21 protein-coding genes and 1 riboswitch are annotated in these 26417 nt (G+C 42.6%); of the genes, 7 read left to right on the top strand and 14 right to left on the bottom strand.

Features of this window, described 5'->3' with window-relative positions; genetic code table 11:
• Nucleotides 1-60 precede the first annotated feature (60 nt).
• Together LZG71_RS10800 and LZG71_RS10795 are read left to right on the top strand one after the other, a co-directional pair.
• Nucleotides 61-1098 (top strand): Gfo/Idh/MocA family oxidoreductase, encoded by a 1038-nt coding sequence (locus LZG71_RS10800; protein ID WP_233820301.1) that lies wholly within the window; start codon nt 61-63, stop codon nt 1096-1098.
• Between the two features lie 604 nt (nt 1099-1702).
• Nucleotides 1703-2539, top strand: a complete 837-nt coding sequence (locus LZG71_RS10795) for a hypothetical protein (protein ID WP_233820299.1) — start codon at nt 1703-1705, stop codon at nt 2537-2539.
• A 71-nt stretch (nt 2540-2610) separates the two neighbouring features.
• On the opposite strand, the gene LZG71_RS10790 is transcribed toward LZG71_RS10795, so the two are convergent.
• Both LZG71_RS10790 and LZG71_RS10785 read right to left on the bottom strand, forming a co-directional pair.
• A complete protein-coding gene (locus LZG71_RS10790) occupies nt 2611-2847 on the bottom strand; it encodes a DUF3820 family protein (protein ID WP_233820298.1) in 237 nt (78 codons plus the stop codon).
• A 45-nt stretch (nt 2848-2892) separates the two neighbouring features.
• The gene (locus LZG71_RS10785; RefSeq protein WP_233820297.1) at nt 2893-4356 is read right to left on the bottom strand and encodes a nicotinate phosphoribosyltransferase; all 1464 of its coding nucleotides are present in this window, start codon (nt 4354-4356) and stop codon (nt 2893-2895) included.
• Between the two features lie 259 nt (nt 4357-4615).
• Between LZG71_RS10785 and LZG71_RS10780 the strand changes: the two genes are divergently transcribed.
• The 3 genes from LZG71_RS10780 to LZG71_RS10770 all read left to right on the top strand — a co-directional run bounded on the left by LZG71_RS10780 (nt 4616) and on the right by LZG71_RS10770 (nt 7891).
• On the top strand, nt 4616-6454 hold the full coding sequence (locus tag LZG71_RS10780) for a MutS-related protein (RefSeq protein ID WP_233820296.1): 1839 nt from the start codon (nt 4616-4618) through the stop codon (nt 6452-6454).
• 410 nt (nt 6455-6864) lie between these two features.
• Nucleotides 6865-7275: a hypothetical protein gene (locus LZG71_RS10775; RefSeq protein ID WP_233820295.1), complete on the top strand. Its 411-nt coding sequence runs from the start codon at nt 6865-6867 to the stop codon at nt 7273-7275.
• A gap of 349 nt (nt 7276-7624) precedes the next feature.
• A complete protein-coding gene (locus LZG71_RS10770; protein WP_233820294.1) occupies nt 7625-7891 on the top strand; it encodes a helix-turn-helix domain-containing protein in 267 nt (88 codons plus the stop codon).
• 159 nt (nt 7892-8050) lie between these two features.
• Here LZG71_RS10770 and LZG71_RS10765 read toward each other — a convergent pair whose 3' ends face one another.
• Both LZG71_RS10765 and LZG71_RS10760 read right to left on the bottom strand, forming a co-directional pair.
• A complete protein-coding gene (locus LZG71_RS10765; protein ID WP_233820292.1) occupies nt 8051-9550 on the bottom strand; it encodes a SusD/RagB family nutrient-binding outer membrane lipoprotein in 1500 nt (499 codons plus the stop codon).
• A 28-nt stretch (nt 9551-9578) separates the two neighbouring features.
• Nucleotides 9579-12848, bottom strand: coding sequence for a SusC/RagA family TonB-linked outer membrane protein (locus LZG71_RS10760; protein WP_233820291.1), 3270 nt, complete (start codon nt 12846-12848; stop codon nt 9579-9581).
• A gap of 1002 nt (nt 12849-13850) precedes the next feature.
• On the opposite strand from LZG71_RS10760, the gene LZG71_RS10755 reads away from it, so the two are divergent.
• The gene (locus LZG71_RS10755; protein WP_233820290.1) at nt 13851-16304 is read left to right on the top strand and encodes an outer membrane beta-barrel protein; all 2454 of its coding nucleotides are present in this window, start codon (nt 13851-13853) and stop codon (nt 16302-16304) included.
• Between the two features lie 190 nt (nt 16305-16494).
• Here LZG71_RS10755 and LZG71_RS10750 read toward each other — a convergent pair whose 3' ends face one another.
• From LZG71_RS10750 to LZG71_RS10740, 3 genes are all read right to left on the bottom strand, one after another.
• A complete protein-coding gene (locus LZG71_RS10750; RefSeq protein ID WP_233820287.1) occupies nt 16495-16938 on the bottom strand; it encodes a hypothetical protein in 444 nt (147 codons plus the stop codon).
• A gap of 108 nt (nt 16939-17046) precedes the next feature.
• Nucleotides 17047-18465, bottom strand: a complete 1419-nt coding sequence (locus LZG71_RS10745) for an enolase C-terminal domain-like protein (protein ID WP_233820285.1) — start codon at nt 18463-18465, stop codon at nt 17047-17049.
• 82 nt (nt 18466-18547) lie between these two features.
• Nucleotides 18548-19390 (bottom strand): helix-turn-helix domain-containing protein, encoded by an 843-nt coding sequence (locus LZG71_RS10740; RefSeq protein ID WP_233820283.1) that lies wholly within the window; start codon nt 19388-19390, stop codon nt 18548-18550.
• Between the two features lie 107 nt (nt 19391-19497).
• Here LZG71_RS10740 and LZG71_RS10735 point away from each other — a divergent pair, with 107 nt between their 5' ends.
• Complete coding sequence (locus LZG71_RS10735) at nt 19498-20379, top strand: SDR family oxidoreductase (RefSeq protein ID WP_233820281.1); 882 nt, start codon at nt 19498-19500, stop codon at nt 20377-20379.
• A 27-nt stretch (nt 20380-20406) separates the two neighbouring features.
• Here LZG71_RS10735 and cobC read toward each other — a convergent pair whose 3' ends face one another.
• From cobC to LZG71_RS10700, 7 genes are all read right to left on the bottom strand, one after another.
• On the bottom strand, nt 20407-20928 hold the full coding sequence (gene cobC / locus LZG71_RS10730; protein ID WP_233820279.1) for an alpha-ribazole phosphatase: 522 nt from the start codon (nt 20926-20928) through the stop codon (nt 20407-20409).
• Nucleotides 20913-21704 (bottom strand): adenosylcobinamide-GDP ribazoletransferase, encoded by a 792-nt coding sequence (locus LZG71_RS10725; protein WP_233820277.1) that lies wholly within the window; start codon nt 21702-21704, stop codon nt 20913-20915. Before LZG71_RS10725 ends, cobC begins: the two co-directional genes overlap by 16 nt.
• Nucleotides 21701-22723: a nicotinate-nucleotide--dimethylbenzimidazole phosphoribosyltransferase gene (gene cobT / locus LZG71_RS10720; RefSeq protein ID WP_233820275.1), complete on the bottom strand. Its 1023-nt coding sequence runs from the start codon at nt 22721-22723 to the stop codon at nt 21701-21703. The genes LZG71_RS10725 and cobT overlap by 4 nt, the downstream gene beginning before the upstream one ends.
• A gap of 124 nt (nt 22724-22847) precedes the next feature.
• On the bottom strand, nt 22848-23351 hold the full coding sequence (locus tag LZG71_RS10715; protein ID WP_233820272.1) for a bifunctional adenosylcobinamide kinase/adenosylcobinamide-phosphate guanylyltransferase: 504 nt from the start codon (nt 23349-23351) through the stop codon (nt 22848-22850).
• The gene (locus tag LZG71_RS10710) at nt 23348-23932 is read right to left on the bottom strand and encodes a cob(I)yrinic acid a,c-diamide adenosyltransferase (RefSeq protein WP_233820270.1); all 585 of its coding nucleotides are present in this window, start codon (nt 23930-23932) and stop codon (nt 23348-23350) included. Before LZG71_RS10710 ends, LZG71_RS10715 begins: the two co-directional genes overlap by 4 nt.
• A gap of 77 nt (nt 23933-24009) precedes the next feature.
• Complete coding sequence (locus tag LZG71_RS10705; RefSeq protein WP_233820268.1) at nt 24010-25215, bottom strand: ABC transporter substrate-binding protein; 1206 nt, start codon at nt 25213-25215, stop codon at nt 24010-24012.
• A 26-nt stretch (nt 25216-25241) separates the two neighbouring features.
• A riboswitch (cobalamin riboswitch) is annotated at nt 25242-25520 on the bottom strand.
• A 242-nt stretch (nt 25521-25762) separates the two neighbouring features.
• Nucleotides 25763-26302: an AAA family ATPase gene (locus LZG71_RS10700; protein WP_233820266.1), complete on the bottom strand. Its 540-nt coding sequence runs from the start codon at nt 26300-26302 to the stop codon at nt 25763-25765.
• Nucleotides 26303-26417 lie beyond the last annotated feature (115 nt).

Genomic DNA, 26417 nt, shown 5'->3' with positions numbered 1-26417 from the left:
CAGCCTTTTGATATACCTTTATAAGATTTCAAAATAATTGTTCATCATTTTTATTATCACATGTCATCAAAAATTCTCAATGTCGGTTTAATAGGATTCGGACTTTCCGGAAGATATTTTCATTCTCCGTTTCTCTCTACAAATCCAAACTTCAAGCTTAAAACCGTTGTAGAAAGAAGTAAAAATGAAGCTCAGGAATTTGATCCTACAATCGAAAATGCCCGGTCGGTGGATGAGCTTTTGAGTGATCCTGCTATTGACCTTGTATTTATATGTACGCCTAATGATACCCATTTTTCCTACGCCATGGATGCTTTGGAAAATGGCAAACATGTGGTGATAGAGAAACCTTTTTCCGCAACAGAAGCAGAAGCAAAGCAGCTCGTTGCACTCGCCAAAGAAAAAGGTCTGATATTGACCGCATACCAGAACCGACGCTGGGATTCTGACTTTCTGACCATTCAAAAACTGATTACCGAAGACAAACTTGGCGATATTGTTGAATATGAATGCCGCTACGATCGTTTCAGACCCGTGGTTCCGACAGAATCATGGAAAGAAAAAAGCGTTCCGGTAGGTGGAAACCTGTACAACCTAGGGCCGCATTTGATCGATCAGGCACTTGTTCTTTTTGGTGAACCGGAAACCGTTACTGCTGAAATACGCTCAGTGAGACCAAATAGTGAAATAGATGATTATTTTGATGTAAGACTGGGATACGCAGACAAGCTGGTTATTGTAAAATCCAGCCTGATGGTTTACGAAAATTTCCTTCGGTATAATCTACACGGTACAAAAGGCTCGTTCATAAAAGGCGGACTGGATCCTCAGGAAGAAACTTTGCGCAAGAACGTATTGCCAACCACTCAGCCTTGGGGGCGTGAACCGGAAGATCGTTGGGGCAAATTGTACAGCGAGGATTTCAGTGGAATCATAGAAAGTGAAGCAGGTGATTATGCGCCATTTTACCAAAATGTATACGACGCAATTACAAACGGAGCTGAACTTGCCGTGAAACCGGAGGAAATCCTGAGAACGTGTCGTGTTATTGATCTTGCTTTCGAAAGTAGTAGTAAAAAAGCGGTAATGACTTATTGAAAATAAAATACTTATGGTTCCATATGATTTGTAGGGTGTAACTTAAAGTCTGTAAATCAAGCGACTTTCCGGCTCGAACGGGTATTTTACTTTTTTGTCTTAACACAAAAAAGTAACAAAAAAAGTCAAGGCTGTACGCAGATCTTAACGGGAATTGAATCATCCAGAGCCCAAACAAAAAAAACTCCTCCTGGCGTCGTCAAACAGTTTTTTGTTTTTATGGGCTCTGAACAATCCAATTCCCTAATCTGCATAAGGCCGGTCTTGAAAAAAAATAGACTTAAAATTTCTTCACCGACCATATTTCATATAGAGTCAAAATCATATCCTGAAAGCGATAGACTTGGGAGCACAATTCCCGTCTATCGCTTTTTCCGTATATAGTTTTCCGTGACATGTATAAATTCCTGACCGAATAGTATAATTATTCTAATTTCGGGAACAAATTGGGACTTGTTGCACCTATTAAATGAATCCTGTTTATCTAAATACACCGCTCCTGCCATTTAAGAAGCCCTTTTTTAGAGATCAGTCTACATATTCATTTATTAAATTACCATTCTGGCGGCACTGATTCCGCTCATGATTACAAAGCTTCATCAACATGAAAATTAAAGCACTATTGCTTGGTATCCTCATGGCTATCCAGGTTACCAGCGGTTTCTCTCAAATTATTAGTACCAATCCTGCACACAATAACAAAGGCAAAATATTTGTATCCTGGGGATGGAACCGGGCTGCTTACACCAAATCCGACATCAGTTTTAAGGGTGAGGAATACAACTTTAAATTAAAAAGTGTAATAGCAAAAGACCGCCAGACACCGTTCACGATGCGGTATTTTAATCCTACGAAAATGACAATTCCGCAGTACAATTTCAGAATAGGATATTTCTTCAATCCCAAATACAGTATTTCATTTGGTTTTGATCACATGAAGTATGTTATGCAGCAGGATCAGACGGTCAAAATAAGCGGAACCATAGCGGGTAATAATGCGATTCACGATGGTGTTTATGACAACGATCCGATACAGCTCACCAACGATTTCCTGCAACTGGAACATACCAATGGTCTCAATTACCTCAATCTTGAAATACGAAGAATGGATAACATTCTGGATCAAAGAGTACTGAGGATTAAAAATATTGACGTCAACTTTGTGGAAGGAATTGGCGCGGGGCTCATGTATCCCAAGTCGGATGTAAAACTGATGAATTACGATAGGAACGACCAGTGGCATGTAGCCGGTTACGGCGTAAACCTGATTGCTGGCTTGAATTTTACATTCTTCAAGCACTTTTTTATACAGGGTGAAGTAAAAGGCGGCTACATAAACATGCCCGATATCCTGACCACCAATTTTGAAGGCGACCGTGCCTCACAGCATTTCTTTTTTGCACAGGCAAATGCAAATGCGGGTGTAATCTTTAAATTTTAAGTAAAAAAATCCACCACAAAAGACATTTACTAAAAGTAAACAGTGTGCTTTTTTGTGGTGGATTTGTGCGTTCAGCGAAATCGCTCCTTCAAACCGTCGACCAAAAACATGAGGTCATTCAGACGGATTTCGTACATCGTATTGAGCATAATCCCCAGTTTTCCCTGAGGCAAACCTTCCCGCTCAAACCATTCCAGATACGAAACCGGTAGGTCGATAATCAGTTGGCCTTTGTGTTTTCCAAAAGGCATTCGGTAGGTGATCAACTCTTTTAATATTTCGGAATTAACCGGTGGTATATTGTTCATTCAATGTTTGATTTCAAAATATTTACAAAGGTAGTCAGACCCGTGTTACTCCCCTGCTCTTAGCTTCACAATGAGCTCCGTTTTCAGATCAAACAATTGTTTTTCCAGACCGACAGGATAAGTGTGGGGATTTACAAATCGCTTGGTACCTTTATGAAAATGAGACAATTGCTCCTGAACACGATCTCTCGTTTCGTGAATCGAAGGAAGGGTATAAATCAACTGTCCGTCAGCAAAAACCGGTACCAGCAAATCCTCATAGGATGCTGTGTCCGAAAAGGATCGGTTTCTGGTAAAATCATACGGATCCACCATCGTCGACTTTCCAACCAGCGGCGTTTCAATGTTAAAAATCATATCGGAGATATATCCCTTACCATCTTTGTAACGGCGCACCTGCTGTATACCCGGCGTGGAAACCTTAATAGCTTGCTCCGAAAGCTTCAATTTATAGTCCCATTCATCAGCTTCATTTTTGATTGCCGCCAGTTTAAAAACGCCACCCAATGCAGGCTGATCAAATGCAGTAACCAGTTTGGTGCCAATTCCCCAGATATTGATGCGCGCTCCCTGGATTTTTAAACTATCCATGATGTATTCATCCAGGTCGTTACTGGCTACGATACCTGTTTTTTCAAAACCAGCTTCATCCAGAAGTTTGCGTGCTTCAATACTCAGGTAAGCCAAATCGCCCGAATCCAGACGAATTGCCCCAAGATCATATCCACGCTCCCGCAGCTGATTCCCGACTACAATGGCATGTTCTACACCTTCCAATGAATCATAGGTGTCGACCAGTAGCGTCACATTATTGGGCATATATCTGGCGTAGGTTTCGAAGGCTTCCAGCTCGCTGTCAAACGACATCACCCAGCTGTGGGCATGGGTTCCTTTCACCGGAATACCGTACAGTTTTCCCGCCAGCACATTTGAAGTCGCATCGCAACCTCCTATGTAAGCAGCGCGGCTGGCGGTCATTCCACCATCGGGGCCCTGCGCACGTCTTAAACCAAACTCCAGTAATGTGTCTTCCTTGGCTACCAAACGCATGCGGGCCGCTTTTGTAGCAATAAGTGACTGGAAATTGATCAGGGTCAGAAGCGGAGTTTCGAGCAACTGACACTGTAAAATCGGTCCCTGAATCCTGAGAAGTGGCTCGTTGGGGAATACAACAGTACCTTCGGGTACCGCGTCTACACTGCATTTCAATTCCATTTTCCGGAGGTAATCCAGGAACTCAGGCTCAAACAATTTTTCGCCGTCATTGCCTGTGAGCGAAGCTATGTATTCGAGATCATCCTCGTCGAAACGATATTCATTCAGATAGTCAATCACACTGCTCAAACCGCAGGCAATAGTGAAACCTCCCTCAAAAGGATGTTTTCGAAAATAAAGATTAAATACGGCTTCCTGTTCTGCTTTGCCCGATTTCCAGTAACCATAAGCCATTGTAAGCTGGTAAAGGTCGGTCAGTAAACCAAGAGAAGTATCGTAAAGCCGGTTGATCATGTGTTATGAATTAGAATAAACAAAGTGCCTATTTACTAAAAATTCCCGGCTATTTCGAATCACGAAGGTGTAGATTTCGATAACTTGCCCACTCCAATTTACAATTGGCAGTCATTCGTTAGGTTGTATAGCTTTTGATTCACGATGCATTTTGCCGGGGTGTGGCGTTACAAACGCTCAACAAGCGACAATCCGATTTCAAATCGGGGTGAGCAGAGTTAATCGGTGATTGAAAACCTCCACAAAAAGAAATTCTTAAATGCACATTTTTCAGAATAAGATTGAGAAGTACGGTTCAGAGCTCGCAAAGCTGGGCAGCGTTTTGTCCAAACTTTCTTTGATACGATTGATCGTTTTTATCCTCTCTTTTGGCCTAGTCGTTTTCCTCGCCAATAAGAGATTCGTGGTTCCGGTTTTGCTACTCATTCCACTATTTTTGCTAGGCTTCACATGGCTTATCAAATATTTTCAAAAGCTTTCTTTTCAGAAAAAACACATTGAATTTTTAAAGCAAATCAATGAGAATGAACTGCTGCGACAGCAAAATAAATTCTCCGGCTTTCCAACCGGCGAGAGATTCATCGATCGAAATCATGACTACGCCTCTGATTTTGACATATTCGGATCGCATTCTCTTTTTCAGTTGATTAACCGAAGTACCACGGAATCGGCTGACCAGCTTCTTGCAAGATGGCTGTCGGAACCTGCGCCTGAAACTGTGATTCTTGAAAGGCAAAAAGCCATAAAAGAACTGTCAGCGAAACTGGATTGGAGACAGAATTTTCAAGCATCCGGAATGCACCATCAGAATGCAAAGAGTGATTACAACAAACTTTTAGCCTGGATTGAAAAACCTGTGGATCTGCTTCCAAGGCAATCCAAATATCTGATCATTTCCATTATCCTGTCGGCGATTTCCACGGCTAGTCTTATTTATTATGGAAAGCATCTTGTGGAAGTTTTGCGTTTTAATCAGAATTATTCTTTTTGGTCAATGCTGCCACTGGCTGTCAGTTTAATTGTCAATTCCCGGTTTCTTAAAACAGTAAGATCCATTGCAGAAGAAACCGTACGGGATACCCAGCACAATGTGAAAATTTTGGCAGGATATTACTCGCTGATAGCAAAAATTGAATCCGAACCATTTGAATCAGAAATACTTAAAACACTACAATCTGTATTCCGTAATGGCAGTTACTCAGCGTCGGGTGAGATCAATGTTCTGAAAAGAATTTTGGAGATATTTCAGAACCGTGGCACAAAAGGTAATTTCAAGCATCAATTTTACCCCATTTTTAACAATTTCTGGCTATTCGATATCCATCTGATCATCCTGACGGAAAAATGGAAAAACAAGAATAGTCAATATCTCAAATCCTGGGTTTCGGCAATCAGTGAAGTGGAAGAATTGAGCAGTTTGGCCGGATTCTCCTATGCAAATTCTACGTTCACTTTTCCTGAAATTGTAGATGAACCTTATGTGATTGATTTTCGCGAACTCGGGCATCCGTTGATCAGTACGCAAAGGAGAGTGTCCAATGATTTTAATTTAACCGGAAGAGGTGAGATAGCGATGATCACAGGTTCCAACATGGCCGGAAAAAGTACCTTTCTCAGAACCGTAGGCGTGAACCTGGTGCTTGCTTTAATGGGCGCGCCATGTTGTGCGGCTCATGGACGGGTATCACATATGAAGATATTTACGAGCATGCGGACGCAGGACAATCTGGAAGAAGGAATTTCTTCTTTTTATGCAGAATTAAAGAGAATAGAACAACTTTTAAAACTGATCGAAAGCGGCGAACAGATTTTCTTTTTGCTGGACGAAATGTTCAAAGGAACCAATTCACAGGACCGTTACCGGGGTGGCGCCTCGCTTATCAAACAATTGAATGAACTGAATGCATTCGGGATTATTTCAACGCATGATCTGGAACTTGCGAATTTGACTGTGGACACTGGCTCTGTCGCCAATTTTAGTTTCAATAGTATTATTCAGGAAGGTGAAATTATCTTTAATTATAAACTGACCGAAGGGATCTGTACTGACTTTAATGCAAGTGAACTGATGAAGAAAAGTGGAATCAAAATTATTTGAAAAAGGATGCTTAAACGGAGTAAAACAATTTTGCAATAAAATACCAGTAAGAAGGTGTGTCTTTCCAGGATACTCACTTTTGCTTACGCGACATAACGATATTACTCTTTGTCCGATATCCAATAAATGGAACCTTAGCCGCCTCCGTTTGTGTCCCCACAAACGGAATCCGATTGGTTTGCCGGAATCATAGTTGTTAGAATTTAGGTTCGTTGCTAAGGACGAATTGATTGTGAGGACACAAACAATGGCTTAATGCCAGAAATGGGCTTTGTTAGCCGGATCGCCTCCGTTTGTGTCCTCACAAACGTTAATCCGATTATTTATATGTTTTTGGTATTTTTGCGACGTAATTTTAGGCCATGTATTCGTCACTATTAATTTGTCACACAATTTTTCGCTGGCTTGTCTTGGTCAGTTTACTGTATGCCATTTTCAGAGCTTACAAAGGATATACTTCCAAATCCCCTTTTACCAAAACCGACAATGCTGTAAGATATTGGACTACAACAATTGCACACATTCAGTTAACGATCGGTATGGTTATCTACTTCCAAAGCCCTCTTATCAAATATTTTTGGGGCAATTTTAAGGAAGCGCTCAGCGACGTAAATGTCTCCTTTTTCGGCCTCGTTCACATCACATTGATGTTTACCGCCATTATGATAATCACAATTGGATCCGCTTTGTCAAAAAGAAAAGTTGCCGATCCTGAGAAGTTCGGAACCATGTTGGTTTGGTTTACCATTGCGCTGATCATCATTTTCATTGCCATTCCCTGGCCATTTTCCCCGTTGGCCGCGCGACCTTATATCAGATAACTAATTCACACTTTCAAGAGCCGGAAACTGCTGGGAAGGTTTTCAAGAAATTTCATATTATCAGGCTTCTGACAAATTGCAACGATCTTATCGGGCTCGAATTCCGGCCTGCAAGGTCATTACCTTTTTAAGTTTGCCTTCATACCCATTGGGCAACGTCCGAGAATTTTTATCCCGCTGGCAATCGGAAAACAGTTCACCAAACCGGTTACTACACACCTTATGCTTACCGAATGAAGGTCAACTCTGGGAGTAATCATTTTTTATTCTAACGGATAAATCTCAAGGACAAACTTTACCGTATATAAAGTCAATTTTATATTGTTACTGTCTAAAATTGAATACGCGTATGACTGAAAACATAGAAGAGAGAATCAGAACGGTGGCATCCAATATCAGGAAAATAAGGGAGTTCAGAGACTACACACAGGAATATCTGGCAATGAAACTTGGGATTTCTCAGAATGCTTACAGTAAAATAGAGCTCGCTTACACCCGCATCACCGTAGAGCGTTTGATACAGATATCGCACATACTCGAGGTAGACGCTATTGACCTGCTCACCAGCACCAGTGAAGATCTGGTACGCCTCCATACAAGCCAGGTTAAGAACTAAGATTTTCGTAATCCTCCCTTTCGGTTTATGGGGCACACGACACGTTTCCGGCGTCTGTCCTTCCCTCCTCTGACGCAAACAAGCCGGTGTTTTGAAAAACGTAAAAGGGCGAAAACCAACCCGGTGATTTCCGCCCTTTTACATATCAATCAAATCAGACTATCGCTTATCCCACCAAACCTTGGAAATATAAGTATCTCCATTAGAAAGCCTTGCAGCAGCAGCCTTATAGTTGTCTTCATTTAACAATGCCTCTCTCGACGAATAAATGGTACGACGAGGAATAGTCCCGTTGGTTGAACCGGCAAACGGTCCTGCTTTCAAAGTCGGATATCCCATTCTTCTCCATTCAATAAATGCTTCATAAGAACGGCCAAAAAGCTGAATCCATTTTTGTGTACCGATTTTCTCAAGCTTTTGCTCTTTGGTCAATCCGGTGAAAGACAACTGATCTGCAAAGTTGGCAGGAACCGTGGTTACATTGTAGGGATCTTGGGCAAGAGCAGCCTGAACACCAGCCTTGTAAAATCCTTCGGCCTGATCCGCTGTTGCACCCCAACCCTCCAAAGCTGCCTCAGCTTTATAAAACGAAACATCGGAGAACGACATCACGATGCACGGAATTGCAGGACTGTAAGCACGGTTGAAGAATGTAGCCGTTGAAGCAGTTGAATAATCATCTTTGATGATGGTTTTCAGGATTTCGTCGGTAAGTGCTACCCCGATTCCTTTGTAGGCGGGCGTTCCAGCTTTAACAGAATTCACGCTTGGCTGAGCAATACGCGGCAACCTTGGATCATTGGTTGAAACCAACTGATTTACAAAAGCATCTGCAAGATATTTCAGATCCGGGCTTCCGGCCAGGAAGTGGTTCAATATCGGATGCACGTTGGCATTGGTCGCATTGTTGAAAGTCGGAACCGTTGCATTGTCCGCATTACTTTCCAGCAAAGGTTGTCCCATTGCAGCTGTTACAGTCTTTTGTGCCAAAGCAGGATCAGCATAACGAATACGCATTCCCAGGCGAAGTTTTAGCGAATTGGCATATTTCTTCCATTTGGCTACATCACCTTTGTAATAAAAATCCGCAGTTCCGTAACTCGCGTCACCAACTGTTAGCTGTGAAATGGCAACATCAATATCATTGATAAGCGACTTGTAGATGGATTCCTGGGTGTCAAACACCGGCTTGTTGGTAACCTGAGTAGGTCCCATTGCGCTTTGCGAATACGGAACATCACCAAAAAGATCTGTAAGGCGTTGCCAAACAGCAATTTCTACCACGCGCGCAATAGCGAGTTTGGTTCTTGCTGCCGGATCGTTTTCCTGCCCTTTCAATATCTCGTTTCTGATCTGGCTGACGTTTTTGATCAGGTTGTAATGCGATTCCCAGGTACTGTTGTCAGCCTGTTCAATATAGCGTGAACTCGAAATAAGTACCCCACCTGCCCATTGCTGTATCCAGGATCCGTATTGATTGTTGGGGTATTCCACGCCTTCCACAAAAGCGCCATCTCTCTGAACTCTTGACAGCAATAGTCCCGGGTCGATAGTTGTAACGGAGTTTGGCGGCGTATTCAGTTTTTCGAAGTCGCCTGTACAAGCCTGAAGGAAGCAAACCGCGCCCGTTAATACGATTGATTTAAATATATGTTTCATTTTGATAAATAATGTCTGTTTGATACAATTACAACTCCACATTTAAGCTCACACCGAAATAGCGCATCAAAGGCAAGGCGGTAGATTCAAGTCCAAGCGATGAATTGCTCACGTTGAATGAAGATGCTTCCGGAGCAAAACCTTCTGTTTTGCGTTGCAGGTAAAACAGGTTACGTCCATACACACCGGCACGCATTCCTTTGAACGGAGTACGGCTGACCAATTTTGCAGGAAGTGAATAGTTCAAAGTCAGCTCGCGGAACATGACGTAGCTCGCATCATTAAGCATTTCTTCCGGAATCACGTTGTCTTTATCCGGCGCTACCACGTTCCAGTAATCCTGCGCACGAACCTGTTTTGTATTTGCCTGTCCTGTGCCTGTCCACGTTCCATCAGCGGATTTGGAAGCTACTACACCTTCTGCAACATAAGTACCATCACGTCCTGGTAAAGTCTTCTTGATTGTACCGTACACAAGTTCTTCACGCATACTTTGTGAATATATTTTCCCTCCCTGACTGATGTCAACCAGCCCTGAAAGAGAAATTCCTTTGTAACGGAAAGTGTTATTAAATCCTCCTATCCACTTTGGCAATGCATTTCCAAGTTCGTAAAGCACTTTACCATTCGACTTTAAAGGTAAACCAGTTACAGGATCAATAAGCCTGTTACCTGCATCGTCGCGCAGCCACTGGAAACCATTCCCGATGATTGTTCCGAAAGGTTTTCCCGGTGAAGCAATTACGTTAACACCCCGGTCAGTTCCCAAAGTATACAGGTCAACACCTTCGGCAAGGGAAACAACTTCATTACGGTTTCTTGAAAAATTGAATGTCGCATCCCAGGTAAAACCTCCGTCCGTTTTAACTGGCGTTCCGTTCAAAGTCAACTCTATACCATGGTTGCGGATTTCACCAGCATTGATACGACGTGAAGCAAATGTGCTTGACGGCGGCAACGGAACGTCCAATATCTGATTACGGGTTGCAGCATTATAATATGAGAAAGCAAGTCCTGCACGATTCTTAAAGAAACGGGCTTCAACACCAAATTCGGAGGAAGTGGTCAGTTCATTTTTAAGGTTTGGGTCAGGAATGGTGGAAGTATATGTCGCCAAAGGTATTCCACCATGTGAAATTGCATCAATGGAATAATTTCCAGTTAACTGATATGGCGAACCCGAACTTCCTGCCTGCGCCACAGAAGCTCTCAGTTTCAGGAAGCTAAGCACATCGCTCTGGATATTAAGTGCATCGGTAACTACAAAACTCGCGCTAACAGCCGGGTAGAAAAAGGAATTGTTAGCTGGAGAAAGTGTCGACGACCAGTCATTTCTTGCAGAAAAATCAAGGAACAAAAACTCTTTGTAACCCACCTGTCCGGACAAATACACCGAATTAATCGATGATTCTGTCAATCCAAAAACAGATGACTGTGTAAGTGTATTTGTTATGGTATACAGATTTGGCGCGATAAATTCGCTGCCTGCATTACCTGTGGTTCGGGAGAAAAACTTCTGATGGTTTGCTCCAAAATTCAGCCCCAATGAAATGTCTTTTGTGATTTGTGGTGTTAAAGAGAGCAAAATGTCGCTATTGTCTTCACGTACGCGTGTCACTTGTTCTGTCAAATCCCCATTGCGGTTTGCGCTCTGATAGGTTCCTTTTTCACGGTAACGGAAACGCTGGTCGGTATAGAAGTCGGTACCGGTTTTGGCAGTCAGGCGGATCCAGTCGTTGAACTGATAACTCAATTTGATAAGTCCCAACAAGCGCTGGCGATCGTCAGAATTAAGAGTGTGGTCTTTTGTCCAGTACGGATTCGCTGTTGAAGAATTGGTTGCGTAGGTTTTTTCCATACCAACAGTCGGCACTGTACCATAGCCGAGCTGCTTGCTGATGTCCTCCGCTGTCCATGCCGAGTTGGCCAATATACTCATTGGAATGCTACGTGGCTGACTGATAAATATATACGCAGGATTATCACTTGCATCCGATACAGTAGGTCTGTTTTTACCTGCCTGACCAATGTAGTTCGCTTTCACGTCCAGTTCCAGTTTGCTGGTCAGTTTTGCAATGGTTCTCAGGTTGACGTTGTTACGTTTCAGTGTATTTCCTGGAGTGTACCCGTCAATATATGTGTTTCCATATGACAAACGGTAATTGATGTTATCGTTTCCGCCTTCCAGGCTGATGTTATTGATCACCTGTTTTTCGGAATTGAAATACTTTTGAAAAGTGTTTGGCTGAGGTGAAAAATTAAGCATGTTACCCCATTGATCTTCATACTGTTGTCCTTCCATTTTAGCTCCCCAGCTCGAACGTGTGAAACGGTCACGGCCACCGCTGGTTTTAGGAATACCTTGTACGTTACCTGCCTGAGCCGCTGCCCAGGTATAAATCTTGCCATCATTTCCTTTCAAATGGGTGAATGTTCCGTCCAAACCCTGACCATATTCATCCTGAAAATCTGGTAACACCAATGCATTTCCCGATGAGTAATCGATACCATACTTTATACCAATCCCCTTACGCGATTTTCCTGATTTGGTCGTGATCAAAACCACGCCATTGCTACCACGCTGACCGTATAGTGCCGCAGCATTCGGTCCTTTCAAAACCGACATCGATTCGATATCTTCCGGATTGATGTTGGAAATACCATCACCATAATCAATACCACCGCTGCTTCCCGGCGAGTTTGGGTTGCTATTGTCCATCGGAATGCCATCGATCACATATAATGGCTGGCTGTTGCCTACCAATGAATTGGATCCGCGGATTACTACGCGGGAAGAACCACCGGCACCATTCGCCGAACGCGTGACCTGAACGCCCGCCATTTTCCCTGCGAGAGAATTGGCAAGATTGGCTTCCTTAGCAGTAGAAATGGCTTCTCCGCCAATCTCCTGCACCGAGTAACCCAAAGCCCGTTTATCGCGTTTGATACCAAGTGCGGTAACCACCACTTCCGATAAATTTTGCGTATCCTCAGCTAGTGTAACATTGATCTCCGACTGATTTCCTACCGCCACTTCCTTACGTACATAACCAACAAACGAAAAAACCAATGTAGCGCTGGCTCCTTCTGCTTCAATTTCATACTTACCGGCAACATCCGTCGCACTCCCTCTGGTGGTACCTTTCACCAACACGCTGACGCCAATGAGCGCCTCGCCTTTGGCATCCACAACAGTTCCCCTAACGGTCTGTTGCGCATAAGTGATTCCGGCAAGACAACACAGCACAATAACAAATGCCATCTTCCGGAAAAATACTGAACAGTAATTCTTCCTCATAATTGGTGTGATTTTGATAATAAGTGGTTAAAATTTACCTGGCAAAGTAACGTGAATTCTTTCAAAACTTGCCGTCCTAAAGGTACATAGGGTATGTAAATAAGTTACGGTTACATGACGAGAACTTTTGTAGAAGTTTACAAGCCGCCTCCGTTTGTGTCTCTACAAACGGATCTCTGAGAAAGCATTGTTGCAAGCGCTTTAAAACAATAATCTAGATCGATTGGGAGGTGTATGTCGTTTGTGAGGACACAAACCACGGCAGAGAATAGGTGTCGGTCAATTGCACCGCCTCCGTTTGTGTCTCCACAAACGGATCTCAGAGAGGTTATTGTTGCAAGCGCTTTAAAACAATAATCTGGATCGATTTTGAGGTGTATGTCGCTTGTGAAGACACAAACGACGGCAGAGAATAGGTGTCGGTCAATTGCACCGCCTCCGTTTGTGTCTCCACAAACGGCTCTCTGAGAAAGCATTGTTGCAAGCGCTTTAAAACAATAATCTGGATCGATTGGGGGGTGTATGTCGTTTGTGAGGACACAAACCACGGCAGAGAATAGGTGTCGGTCAATTGCACCGCCTCCGTTTGTGTCTCCACAAACGGATCTCTGAGAGGTTATTGTTTCAAACGCTTTAAGAACAATAATCTGGATCGATTGGGAGGTGTATGTCGTTTGTGAGGACCCAAACCACGGCACAACATGATCCAAGTCAGAGCCAGCACTATGCCTCATTCCTCCATTCACTCACCTCCCCATTTCTGCCGCTCAAACTTTTTTTCTGGCTTCGTGCAACATTCTTGATTCTCTTTGCATCTATGATTCGGGACTGCAAAGAGGCCACTTCCATTCAACACAGATAAAAACCATTCATAATAATAATGGTTCTATGTTATACCAAGTACTTATCTTTGCAATGTACTAGAAGTTAAGAAGTCAGTTACAAAATTCGTTTTGCATCATTCTTCAAACTTTTTAGAACAACCCAAAATATCTATTAGCCATGAAATTCTTAACAAACCTAACAGCGGCACTCGTGCTTAGCGCAAGCTTTGCATACGCCCAAACTTCCAGTTCAATTCCCGCTACCGGGAAAGTCTCAGGAGAGATTCTTGACGAAAAGGCGCAGCCCTTTCCGTTTGTCAATGTTCTTCTTTTGAATGCAAAAGATTCCGTGCTCGTGAAAGGCCTTGCTTCTGATGACAACGGAAAATTTCTCTTCGAACAAATTTCAGAAGGCCAGTATATGACCATGGTTTCGATGGTTGGCTATCAGAAAGAATACAGCAAAGTATTTAAAGTTACCAACGCACTGGTTGCACTTCCGGCAACGACTCTGAAACCGGACACGAAATCATTAAACGAAGTGACGGTCGTAGCAAAAAAACCTTTCATTGAGCAACAAATAGACCGCACTGTGCTCAATGTTGAAAATAGCATTGTTTCCGCCGGAGCTACTGCTCTGGAAGTTTTGGAACGCGCTCCCGGAGTAACCGTTGATCAACAAAACGATCAGCTTAAACTGCGTGGTAAAGAAGGTGTTGTGGTTCAGATTGATGGAAAGCAGACGTTTCTGTCCCAGCAGGAACTCATGACCTTGCTTCGAAACACTCCGAGCGACAACATTGAAAAAATTGAACTGATCACCAATCCTTCTGCCAAATATGACGCTGCCGGAAACTCCGGGATCATCAACATAAAGATGAAGCGCAATAAGAATTATGGCACCAACGGGAACATCAACCTTGGTACTGCCTATGCAAAATATGGCCGTGCCAATGCAACCGGCACCATTAATCACCGCGCAGGTAAGATCAGCACTTTTGTGAGTGCAGGAACTTTCTGGAATAAAGGTTTCAACAATAATGACATTTACCGTGTCATCCCATTTGAGGATAAAGTGACCATTTTTGACCAAAAAACGGAGCGCATAAACAAGTCGCAATATCACAATGTGCGTGCAGGTCTCGATTACTTCGCAACAGATAAATCGACATTTGGAATCCTGGTATCAGGTTTTAAAAATGATTACAGCAATCCATTCGGGCAGACCAATACCCGGATTTTAAATGAAGACCTCAGCCTGCAACGTACATTCCGCACCGATGTTTTCAACGGAGGGAAAATGAACAATGTCAGCACCAACCTTAACTTTAAACATCAGTTTGACGACAAGGGTAAAGAATTAACTGTGGATGCAGATTATGTAAGATATAGTGGTAAAAACAGAAGTGAGCTCAACACGCTTTACAGCAATCCGAACGGCACACCCGACGGAAACCCGGAACTGGTTCGCAATAACATGCCTTCGGAGATCAATATTGGCGTAGCCAAACTTGATTATACTCAGACTCTCTGGAAAGGAAAGTTTGAGACAGGACTGAAAGCCAGTTACGTGGCTTCGGATAATAATATGGTTTTTGAAACCAAGATCGATGAATGGACGCTGGATCCACTACGCTCCAACCAGTTTAAATACACCGAAAACGTGAATGCTGCGTATCTGAATTATGCAGGAAATATTTCAAAAAAAGTAAAATATCAGGTTGGTCTTCGCGGTGAACATACCCATTCGATCGGCAACTCAGTTACCCTGAATCAGAAACGTGATCGCAACTATGTAAACGTTTTCCCAAGTGTGTTTTTATCCAATCAGCTCGATACCAACAACGTAGTCAATCTTTCATACAGCCGTCGGATAGACCGACCTAATTATCAGTCGCTGAACCCGTTTGAATTTTATCTGGATCCATATACATTCCAAAGAGGAAATCCGAACCTTAAACCACAGTATACCAACTCGTTCCAACTGGTTCACGTTTACAAAAATTTCCTGAATACAACACTTGCCTATAGCCGGATCAAGGATATGATCGCTGACGAACTTCCGCAGCAGATCGCATCGGAGAACAAAACATTTGTAACGTCTGATAACCTTGACAATCAGGACAATTTCAGTTTAACAATTTCTGTACCAATTCCGATCAGAAAGTGGTGGAACCTGCAAACCAACTTTACCGGTGTGTACAACCATTACAATTCGATCTACCTGGAGGAGAAGCTGGAGATCAAGCAAGCATCCTGGAACATGTACGCCAACAACCAGTTTACACTAAAAAAGGGTTGGTCAGCAGAACTTTCAGGTTGGTACAACAGCCGTGCATTTTATGGCCTATATGCAGCCAAACCAATGGGAATGGTAAATGTGGGAATTCAGAAAAGTATCTGGAACAAAAAAGGTACGATTCGTCTCAATGTGAACGACTTGTTCTGGACAAACCGCTTCCGCGGAACAGCTCTTTACAAAGACATTGACTTCCGGGTACGGTCAGAATGGCCAAGCAGACAGGCAAGACTTACATTCACATACAGCTTTGGTAACCAGAATGTAAAAGGCGCCCGCCAGCGCAATACCGGCTCTGACGATCTTCAGAAACGGGCTAGTGGCGGCAATTAAGAAGGAATACCAGTCCGCATGGGCTTTATTCATAAATTAGTTAGGTTTGTTATGCAGAAAATCCACCACGCCTTTGCGTGGTGGATTTCTTATTTGGTGCAAAACTTCAATTTCTTCTTTGCCAATAAAAAAGACTTGCACCAAATTGAATGGTACAAGTCCTCGTTCATGCTCTTCCAATAACCGAATTTTAACCCTGGTTCACACCCAGTTTCGATTCGTCGTCAGCTATTTTCTTTTTAAGCGATTCAATGTTTTTGTTCAGCTTATCCAGATTGTCAGACGCTTTCCGTGCACTTTTGGCATCTTTTCTAGCTCTGCTGGCAGCCTTGCTGGCTTTTTTTGATAAGCTTTTATCCTGCGCATCATTTGCCAGCTTGGCAGCAGCCTTACCATTTTCGTCAGCCGACTTTTGTGCACGTTCTGCCGTTTTAGCAACGTCTGCCGTTTTAGCAGCTAATTCATTTTCAAGTTTAGCAAGTTCAAGTTTGTTGTCGTTCAGCTTCTTACTGAGTTCCAGCGTGCTTTTTTCCTGTTTTAAATTGTTGATAGAATCTTTCGAGACAACCTGTGCTGAAACTGTTAAAGACAACAGCATGATTGCCAGGGTATTTATAATCCAATACTTTTTCATGTTTGAAATGACTTAGTGAAACAATTAAATCTATATACGCAAAAACCATGCCGTCGCCAAAATGCCTTTAAGCATGTGAATTGTGACCTTCCCTCGCATAATGTAGAATTACTTTTCCTCAAACAGCCCATCATAATGCACAGAAGACTCCATAATCCCGCCGCTCTGCTCAAAAAACGACCGATCTGTCAGGTAAACGCCCTTTTGTGTCTTTGTCCAACTGGCTCCTGCTCTTGGATGATATGACATCAGCCGGTCCCAATTCTTATAATATTGATGGCCATTCGTTTCCTGCAAACCGATGGAAACATTTGGAAATGGTGCAAGTCGGGCGGCCACAGATTTATTCCAGTCTACGAGAATTGGATTTACAGTCAGATCGGCACAGAAACATGGAATCTTCTTTTCATGTGCAAGTTGGGTGATTTTCATCGTCATGCTCAGTGTTTTGGCAATCGCCTTTACGATCATGACCGAATATCCCTGCTCAATCCTTTTCGCTGCGTCTGCCACGGTATGCGCACTTTCGTCCGCTCCTATTCTCACACCTACGTCCCCTACAAAAGCTTCGTTATCTTCTCCCAATGGTTCTTCAATAACCGCGATCTGGTCCAGTGCACCTATTTTTTTAACATGATCGATAAACCGCAAAAGCGTCTCCTTCTTTTCGTATCGTCCGTTCGGGTCAATGTAATAGGGAATTTTCCCATTGGTTGTGTACGGCGTTTCATAATGTCCGATCGTTTTGTGAACGGCAGTCATAAATGCCATGTCTTTTTCCAGCATTTCCGATTGCGAGCCTGCCGATCCGGTTTTCAACTTCATGATAAAATAACCTTCGTCCGCCGCTGTTTTTATTTTGGCAAGATCCGTCCCAACCGGAAAAGAGGGAATACTTGCGACTTTATCATGTTTGTAAGACAAGCTGGGCTTATAAGCAGCGGGGATCATTTCATCAAAATTCTTCATTTTATTTTCGGCGGCGTACAACAGCCAGGCGGCGTTATCAACACCCACAAGTGCATTTAAAGCAAACGTTTCGCGCAGGTCCGGGATGCCTGTGATTTTTTTCCCGTAGGCCAAAACCTCTGGCAACAGGTCGTCCAATAAAGTTATAGGATCCTTGAATGAATTGCCCTTCATGATCTGCAACGCCCGCTCACTCATGGCATACATCAGCGCATTTCCTGCACTTTGCGAATGGCCAGCAGCAACGCGGGAGTCAGACCAAAGAACACCCTGTGTTGCCAGGCCAACTTTTTTAATTCCCGATTCTGATTCAAGTAAAGCCGCAGTTTGCCAGCTATCGGTGATCTGACTGCCTTTGAAACGATACGGGTTCAATTCTTCACGCTCAAAATTGGAGCTGACGTTTTTGATGCGGATGGGGGATGGCTTCCTATTTTGCTGCGAAATTTCTGATGCTTTTGTACTCAAACCTGTCATGCCCAAAGCAATAATGGCGCCTGAATACTTGACAAATTCACGACGATCTAATCCGCTAGTTCCGGTTGACTGGTTATTCATCTGCTATAGAAAAAAATTAAACAACTACGCATTTATAAGGTCAAAGTGGTTTACTTCTATCCTATCTATCGTCAGGATTCCATTAATAAAATTTACCAGGCTTGCTCACGCAAAATTTCTTACCGATAATTTCCTTCACAAATTTCTTGGGCGTGATGCCCAGATAATGATGAAAATCTTTAATTAAATGGCTTTGATCATGATAGCCAAATTCTTCAATAAGCCTGTACCAATCCACTTCCAGGCGTTCCTGTTGTTGTATAGCGGCTATGACCTGTTTGAAACGGAGAAACCGTAAAAGCTCTTTCGGAGAATAACCCAGGTACTTTTTAAACCTGTTCTGTATCGTTCGTTCTGAGAATTCAGAATCCAGCGCCATTGCCCGTACAGGTTGAATCAATGGATTGTTCAAATATGAAATGCCGTTAAACAGAGGTTTCAAGCAATCATCCGAATCCTGAATAATAGCCAACATGAAATCTTTTAACAACTCAAGCCGTTCCGTTTGCAAAGGAATATCTTTCAGCGTATCCCACAATTCGTGAAACCCCGCTTTTAAAATTTCATCCGGATTCCAAATTTCCTCACCAGCCCTTTCGCTCATCGGCAACTGAAACAAACGATAAAACCCATCCACATTAAATTCAGCTATGATCAAATCAGCGTCTGGGAGCACTTCATAATTCAACATTTTCCTTAAAGGTCCAATCACTGCCACGTTGTTTACGTAAAAGCCGTCATAAGGCTGATCCGCAAAAGACAACCTTAAAGATTTTCCAAAATTGAAGACCAACATCATTTCAAGATTCGGCAACAAATGCTTATCAATTTTTTCAAAATCCGGAGAAGTTCGAATGCAGTAAAAATGCCTGATTATTTCATCCAAAGGCGCAGAGACTTCAAAATGCTTTCCAATTGATTCCATTGATACGATACCTTAATTAGCCATTTCGTTTTCTTACAATTTCCTAAAAATCCTGGACAATACTTTTGTAACAGACAATTGATCTCAGAACAAAACATCTTAATAACATGTCACTTTCACCTAATATACTGATTACCGGAGCTACCGGAACGATTGGCAAAGAATTAACCAAACACCTGGCAGAAAAGAACGTTCCGTTTCGAGCCATGGTAAGATCTATTGACGCTGCTAAGGAACTGGCGAGATTGCCTCAAGCAGAATTAATTGAAGGAAACTTCGACAATGTCGCTTCCGTTGAAAATACTCTAATAGGGATTGAGAAAGCCTTTTTGCTAACAAATTCATCAGAAAATGCCGAAATACAACAAATTAATTTTGTAAAAGCAGCCAAAAAAGCTGGTGTTAAACACATTGTCAAACTTTCGCAATGGGCTGCTGATGTCCATTCTCCCGTTCGTTTTCTGAAATACCATGCCGTAGTCGAAAATTTCATCAAAGAATCAGGAATAGAGTACACCTTTCTACGTCCAAACCTATTCATGCAGGGATTGTTGGGCTTTCGTGAAACGATTATTAAACAAAACCAATTCTTTGGCGCAGTGGGTGATTCACAAATAAGTATTGTTGACATTCGTGACATTGCGGAGGTAGCAGTAGTTTCAATGACAGAAGGCGGTCACAAAAATAAATTTTACAACATCACTGGTCCGGAATCAATTTCGCACTATGAAATGGCCGAAATGCTATCGTCTGAATTGGGCCGTCAAATCACTTTTGTAGATGTTACATCTGAAATGTTGCAAAACATGTTGCTTGGTGTCGGTTTTCCCGAATGGCAGGCAAAAGGTTTGGTTGAGGACTATGCACATTACAAGCTGGGCGAAGCTTCGGAAATCTCACCCGATGTAGAAAAACTGACTGGCAAACCTGCACGCAATTTTGCAGATTTTGCAAAGGATCATGCCGAATTATTTGGGGTAAAAATCTAAAAGGATCAATCAAGTTGCGACAACTGCTCACAAACGCACCACCACCAATTCGCCATACTCCACTTTTATCTCAAACAAAGTATTCAATTCCAATTTTCTGACAATGCCAAGTATGATTCGGATCACGCCCGCATGTGTGACGATAGCGATTTTTTCAACTGACAAAAGTGACATTTCCTGCCAAAACTCCTTCACACGCTCAGACATTTGCAACATACTTTCACCACCCGGAACAAGGATATTTACAAAATCATCCATCCAGATTTGCAACTGATCCTGATCCACTGTATCCCAGGTTTTGCCTTCCCATTCACCAAAATTGAGCTCCATCAAACGTGAGTCTGTTTCAAAAGATGGGTTCAAAAAATGAGCCAATTGGGTACAGCGTTTGGAGGGACTGGAATATACTTTATCAAACTTTCCGGGAAGCTTTTGTTTGATCAATTCAAATTCTTCCGGAAAAGAATCTGCCAGATTTAAATCTAACTGTCCGTAAATGAGACCTTTTTCAAAATGCGGTGTGGTATGACGAATCAGATAAACTTCCATAATATCGCCAGATAAAAGTAAAAACCAACTTCACAAACCTGTTGAATGGCACCCAGACAATCACCTGTGTAGCCGCCGATCCATTTGTTAAAATACCTGTTCAGGAAAAAAGTTAGTAGTAATAGAAAGGCGATTGAAAAAATCAATAGTGGTTGTTTGACAAGATAAATCAGAACCAAAAGTGGAATTATGGCAAACACAAAAGCCCAGATTGCTGTGCTAAAATCTGTTTTCTCAGCAACGGGTTTGGCTTTACTGTCGTTTGTGTCGCGAGCATAATTTTGAGTAGCAATGACCAAAACAGGCATAAAACGGCTAACGGAATGACCTGTTATCAATACGAGAATCAAAGTCAGTATATCTGCATTTGCAAAATTGGCCAGGTATTGTAGAAGGTAGAATTTAAAAGCCAGGATAACTATCAGTCCCACCGAACCGTATGTTCCGACGCGGCTATCCTTCATAATTTCCAGGATTTTCTCCCTGGACCAACCTCCGCCGAAGCCGTCGCAAACATCCGCAAAACCATCTTCATGAAAGGCTCCGGTAGTGAGAATTCCAGCACCAATTGAAAGTAACAACCCGATTGGAACATCCGTCAGATATATTCCACCCACCCAAACCAGACCGACAATCAGACCCACGATCCAGCCTATTAGAGGTAAATATTTTGTGGCAAGACTGAGATTTTCAGGCTTGTATTCCAGCCATTTCGGTGCGGGGAAGCGGGTGTAAAATTGCAATGCAGTAAAGAAAAGGTTGGCTTGTTGCTTCATAGCTCATTTTTTTGGCTCACTCCTGCACTTTCAAAACTTGCCATTTCATTCATAAAAGCCACTGCACTTTGCAGCAAAGGATAAGCAACAGCGCAGCCCGTCCCCTCACCCAGCCGCATTTCCAATTGCAACAATGGCTCAGCTTCCAGATATTTCAGAAGTAATTTATGTCCTTTTTCACCAGACTGATGACAGAAAATCGCAAAGTCTTTTACTGTTTTATCAATCTTCAAAGCACACAAATAAACCACAGAAGCAATAAAGCCGTCAACCAAAATAATCATTTCCTGCCTGGCTGCTTCGAGCATCGCACCACACATCATGCCCATTTCAAATCCTCCGAAAGTCTGCATAACAACTTCCGGATTATCATTTACATTATTATGGTTTTGCAATGCCTTTTGCAGTATTTCAATCTTTTTAATCAATTGATTATCATCCAATCCGGTCCCCTTCCCTACACAGACTTCAATTGGAAGATTCAACAACTTACTCATAATCACGGATGCCGAAGATGTATTTCCGATCCCCATTTCACCAAAACCAATCACATTACAGCCACCTGTTTTTACTTCACGAACCAGTGATGCGCCTTTTTCCATACAGGTTTTGTATTCTAATTCCGTCATCGCAGATTCCCGCAGAAAACTTTTGGTACCATGATTTACTTTGGCATCAATGAGTTTTTCATTTGGTTCAAATGCGTAATCCACCCCTGCATCCACCAGCAAAAGTTCAATCTGATTTTGTCGGGTGAAAACATTAATAGCCGCACCGCCATTGATAAAATTCAAAACCATCTGTGGCGTCACTTCTGACGGATAAGCGCTTACGCCATCACTCGCAATCCCATGACTTCCTGCAAAAACTATGATATTAGGTTTTACGAGCTCGGGAGTAAGTGTGTTTTGAATGGAAGCAACTTGAAAAGCAAGTTTTTCCAACAATCCCAATGCGCCGAGCGGCTTGGTTTTGTTGTTGATTTTGTCTTGAATTTGTTGGTAAAGTGGGGTATTCATTTTGTTCTTAAAATTTAGGTTTCATCGGAACGCCTACCGCGCAAAGCAGGTAAGATATTTGCAAGGAGCACTAAGTTTTCATTTGCGATCTCTGCTCTTTAACTTCTATACTTTGCGTGAGAAATTATTTCAACCGCAAGGCCAATCCCGACACCATAAAAATGGCTTCATCAGCAATTGAGGCTACATATTGATTCGCCCAACCTTGCAGATCCGTAAATTTTCTCCCCAAAGAAGTTTCAGCATGCAGGCCCATTCCGATCTCATTTGAAATAATAATGAAAGTTCCATCTTTGCGCCGCAATTCGTCCACTTGCATTTTAAAAGCATTTAACGATTTTTCAATATCTTCTCGATACTCCATAAAAATGTTCGTTAGCCAAAGCGTGACACAATCAACCACAACCACTTCGTTTTCAATGGGAAGGAGATGAATATTTGTTTCACTTTCAAACAACCTCCATTCCGGTCCGCGTTCTGCCTTATGTCTTTCCACACGTGCAGCAAAATCTTCGTCCCAAATCTTTGCAGTCGCCACATAAACCGGACTATCAGATTTTTCCAGCGTCAATTTCTGTGCGTAACTGCTTTTCCCGCTTCTCGTGCCACCTGAAATGTATATGATCATTTCTCTTCGGGAGCCTTAAAACGTTTGTATAAAAACAGTTGCCATTTCTCCTCGGCGACACCGGCTTTGTCCATTTCGGCACGGGCGAGTGTAAAAAACAAGTCAGACAAACGGTTGATATAGGCCGGAACGGCTTCATGCACCTCATCCGTTTTGATCAACGAAACCAGTCGCCGCTCACCTCTCCGCATCTGTGTACGTGCAACATGACACAACGCCGAAACTTCATTTCCTCCGGGAAGCAAAAAATAGTCTGAAGGCGAAGTCATGGCAGTTTCCAGCGCATCAATCCACTCTTCACAGAATAGCGCTCCATCAACGGGCATCGGGTTTTTATTTTCTTTTTTTGCGTCAGACGGTCTGGCCAGATGCGACATCATATCCATCAGATCTTTCTGTATTTTATGCAAATTCGGCTGCCACTCATGGTCTGTACCAAGTTTCACCCGCAGCAAACCGATTGTAGAATTCGCCTCGTCCAACGTACCGATGCATTCAATACGCACGTCGTCCTTATCAACCCGACTTCCTCCAAACAAACCTGTTGTTCCCTTGTCTCCTTTTTTGGTATATATTTTCATCTTTTTTGAGCTTATAGCTGTTGGCTACTAGCATTTATATTTTATAATACTTTGACTAATAGATACTTATTAAATTTTCAATTAATTTTCTTGTAATAAACCAGATCATGATCCGGAAGCAATTCAGGATGAAGAATCCGGATCAAATCGGCAAGAACTTTGTCCGGATTTACCGCTCCCGATTCCCAATAGTCGTTGGCGCCATTGCTGTTGAAACGTTTATTGTAGCTGTAAATTTGTCCGGATTTAAATGACTCAAAGTCAGCATAACGAATATCCTTTGACAGAATATTTTCTCTGGACTTGACGTTGGTAATACTCACATTGAGCCAGTAATCAGCTTTTAGCGCTACGGGATAAACAGCTTCAAAACTCAGTGGCAAACTGCCAGTAGACTTCGTATTAATCCAATGATATGAACCTCCTGCATCTTGCAAAAACTTGCTTACATAGCTATTCCCATTAGGCACAAACCAGGAATCTTTCGAGTTCATCCCGGTGATGACACTCGGCTTACTCTTCGCCTTTTTAGCCAATCCGGCGAGTCTGTTGTACTGCTCTTCAACCACCTGAAATTTCCTGTTTACAAGCTCCTCTTTGTTGAGCAATGCGCCCATCAGCTTCACCCATTCCGCTCTGGCAAGTGGTGTTGTCTCAATCCATTCCGAATTGATCATCACCGGAATTCCTGCCTGCCGAAGCGACTGGTAGCGATTTATTTTAGAAACAGGACTACCAATAGCCATCATAAGGTCGGGGCGCATGGTGATGAGTAACTCCTCATTAATACCCTGATCTTTACCAACTTCAGCGATTTTACCTGATTTGATTCTTTCAATTACTTTTGGAGAAGAGACATATTTCAGATTTCCCATTCCGGTAAGAATATCCTCCGCTTCGAGAAAACCAACCAGGCCAATATGCAAAGATGACATCACAACCAGACTGCGTATCGGTATTTCAATCACCTGATTTTCAGCGAACTCTTTCGGCCGTGGCGTACCGCGCTGCAACAACACGTAGCTCATCGTATCAGTACTCTTTTCGAAGGGACTTAATATTTTAACCACTTTATAGTGATCGTAATAATCAATCGTGAAGCCTTTGGCGTGCCTTATTTTAACTTTGTCGTTGAAAAGAGCCTTACCCGTAAACTGAGATTCGGTTTTATCGTAAAGAGAAGACGAGCTGCTGCATGAGATTAGCAACCAGCAGAGCAGCAAAATGGAAAGGAGTAAACAGGATGCCTGTTTACCACCAGAAGTGGTTTGTTTCAGAATCATTGGTCTTGGGCTTTTCTTCCGAAAGCCATAGGATTATGTTTGAAGGCAGGTCTTCTGACTCGTCCAATTCTGACGCCTTCCCGGAGGTAATTTTGAATGAGCGAATTGGTGAATGAGTGAATACCATTTGGATGGATATTCTATCATCGCACCGGCGACCCGGTCTATCATTCTCTAATTCCCTTCCCAGTGGCTTTTTGCCAAAACTTTTTTTCTGAACTTACAGCAGCGGAGACTGTTCCGGATTTACACCGGTATTCCCTTTTAATCACGCCAGGGCGCGAACCTTATGTGGTACGAAAGTACGAAGATTTGGTGTGTGAAGTGTTTGTAGAAGCTTTTATTTGAAGGAAAAACAGGCATTATTTTTATTTCGGTGCGATGCACCTTGGTATGTGCGCACACCATTGTTCTACAAATATTTCGGTTATCCGCACCTGATATATATCATAACAAAGTCAAAACTGGCGGCCACAACTTTTACCAATCCTTAAAAATTACCGCTAAACAGGTGCAGCGCACCGAAATATCCTCCCCCATTCTCAAGTTAAATTCCCTCACTCAATTCTCTAACAATATAATCAACCCGATCCTGCACTGAAAGACAAGGGACAAACTTCAAATTATAGCCTAAATCTGAATAAACAGAAACCAGCGTCTCATGTAAAACACAGGCTTCATCGAAGGTTTGCCAGCGCTCGGTATCATTGACATAAATTTCCTTCCAGGGTGGTGTAATGAAAACATCCTTAGCGTAACGATGCTCATTTGCTATACTGTAAAATCGAGAATTCACTTCCAATCCACCCACTTTCAGATAGGCTATAATGTCCGGAATTCCACGGTCAAAAAATGAAGTTTGATTATTACCTATTGCCTGCTTGTAATCTGCAAGCATTCTATCCAAAGCCAGGGTTGCAAAGCAATTCAAGTCTTTCCAGGGAAGGCAATCGCTTTCGGCGGCAACTTGTTCCTGAATTAACGATCTCGAAACCTCTGGTACACAATGGTATCCATTCGCAGCCAACGCATCCAGCAATGTCGATTTCCCGGAGCCGGGTCCGCCAGTGATAATTATTTTTTGCATTACATTTTGTATTTCATCACGTCAAAGATGCAAACCTAATTCCAAAACAGACTTTCTCTATTATTTTGGACAAATAAGAGCTCCCTCCGCCACTCTATATTCGTTTTGAAAACAG

It is taken from the genome of Dyadobacter sp. CY312 (assembly GCF_021390535.1).
Taxonomy (GTDB): Bacteria; Bacteroidota; Bacteroidia; order Cytophagales; family Spirosomataceae; genus Dyadobacter.
The sequence above is the reverse complement of the archived record's forward strand: the minus strand, read 5'-3'. Positions and strand labels throughout refer to the sequence as shown.

Excerpts from the sequence above, each read along its gene's own strand:
- LZG71_RS10770 (WP_233820294.1), top strand. The coding sequence starts at position 7,625 with ATGACTGAAAACATAGAAGAGAGAATCAGAACGGTGGCATCCAATATC.
- cobC (WP_233820279.1), bottom strand. The coding sequence starts at position 20,928 with ATGGAAGTTTATCTGATTCGTCATACCACACCGCATTTTGAAAAAGGT.
- LZG71_RS10725 (WP_233820277.1), bottom strand. The coding sequence starts at position 21,704 with ATGAAGCAACAAGCCAACCTTTTCTTTACTGCATTGCAATTTTACACC.
- LZG71_RS10755 (WP_233820290.1), top strand. The coding sequence starts at position 13,851 with ATGAAATTCTTAACAAACCTAACAGCGGCACTCGTGCTTAGCGCAAGC.
- LZG71_RS10765 (WP_233820292.1), bottom strand. The coding sequence starts at position 9,550 with ATGAAACATATATTTAAATCAATCGTATTAACGGGCGCGGTTTGCTTC.
- cobT (WP_233820275.1), bottom strand. The coding sequence starts at position 22,723 with ATGAATACCCCACTTTACCAACAAATTCAAGACAAAATCAACAACAAA.
- LZG71_RS10760 (WP_233820291.1), bottom strand. The coding sequence starts at position 12,848 with ATGAGGAAGAATTACTGTTCAGTATTTTTCCGGAAGATGGCATTTGTT.
- LZG71_RS10785 (WP_233820297.1), bottom strand. The coding sequence starts at position 4,356 with ATGATCAACCGGCTTTACGATACTTCTCTTGGTTTACTGACCGACCTT.
- LZG71_RS10715 (WP_233820272.1), bottom strand. The coding sequence starts at position 23,351 with ATGATCATATACATTTCAGGTGGCACGAGAAGCGGGAAAAGCAGTTAC.
- LZG71_RS10750 (WP_233820287.1), bottom strand. The coding sequence starts at position 16,938 with ATGAAAAAGTATTGGATTATAAATACCCTGGCAATCATGCTGTTGTCT.
- LZG71_RS10740 (WP_233820283.1), bottom strand. The coding sequence starts at position 19,390 with ATGGAATCAATTGGAAAGCATTTTGAAGTCTCTGCGCCTTTGGATGAA.
- LZG71_RS10710 (WP_233820270.1), bottom strand. The coding sequence starts at position 23,932 with ATGAAAATATATACCAAAAAAGGAGACAAGGGAACAACAGGTTTGTTT.
- LZG71_RS10745 (WP_233820285.1), bottom strand. The coding sequence starts at position 18,465 with ATGAATAACCAGTCAACCGGAACTAGCGGATTAGATCGTCGTGAATTT.
- LZG71_RS10790 (WP_233820298.1), bottom strand. The coding sequence starts at position 2,847 with ATGAACAATATACCACCGGTTAATTCCGAAATATTAAAAGAGTTGATC.
- LZG71_RS10700 (WP_233820266.1), bottom strand. The coding sequence starts at position 26,302 with ATGCAAAAAATAATTATCACTGGCGGACCCGGCTCCGGGAAATCGACA.
- LZG71_RS10735 (WP_233820281.1), top strand. The coding sequence starts at position 19,498 with ATGTCACTTTCACCTAATATACTGATTACCGGAGCTACCGGAACGATT.
- LZG71_RS10795 (WP_233820299.1), top strand. The coding sequence starts at position 1,703 with ATGAAAATTAAAGCACTATTGCTTGGTATCCTCATGGCTATCCAGGTT.
- LZG71_RS10780 (WP_233820296.1), top strand. The coding sequence starts at position 4,616 with ATGCACATTTTTCAGAATAAGATTGAGAAGTACGGTTCAGAGCTCGCA.
- LZG71_RS10705 (WP_233820268.1), bottom strand. The coding sequence starts at position 25,215 with ATGATTCTGAAACAAACCACTTCTGGTGGTAAACAGGCATCCTGTTTA.
- LZG71_RS10800 (WP_233820301.1), top strand. The coding sequence starts at position 61 with ATGTCATCAAAAATTCTCAATGTCGGTTTAATAGGATTCGGACTTTCC.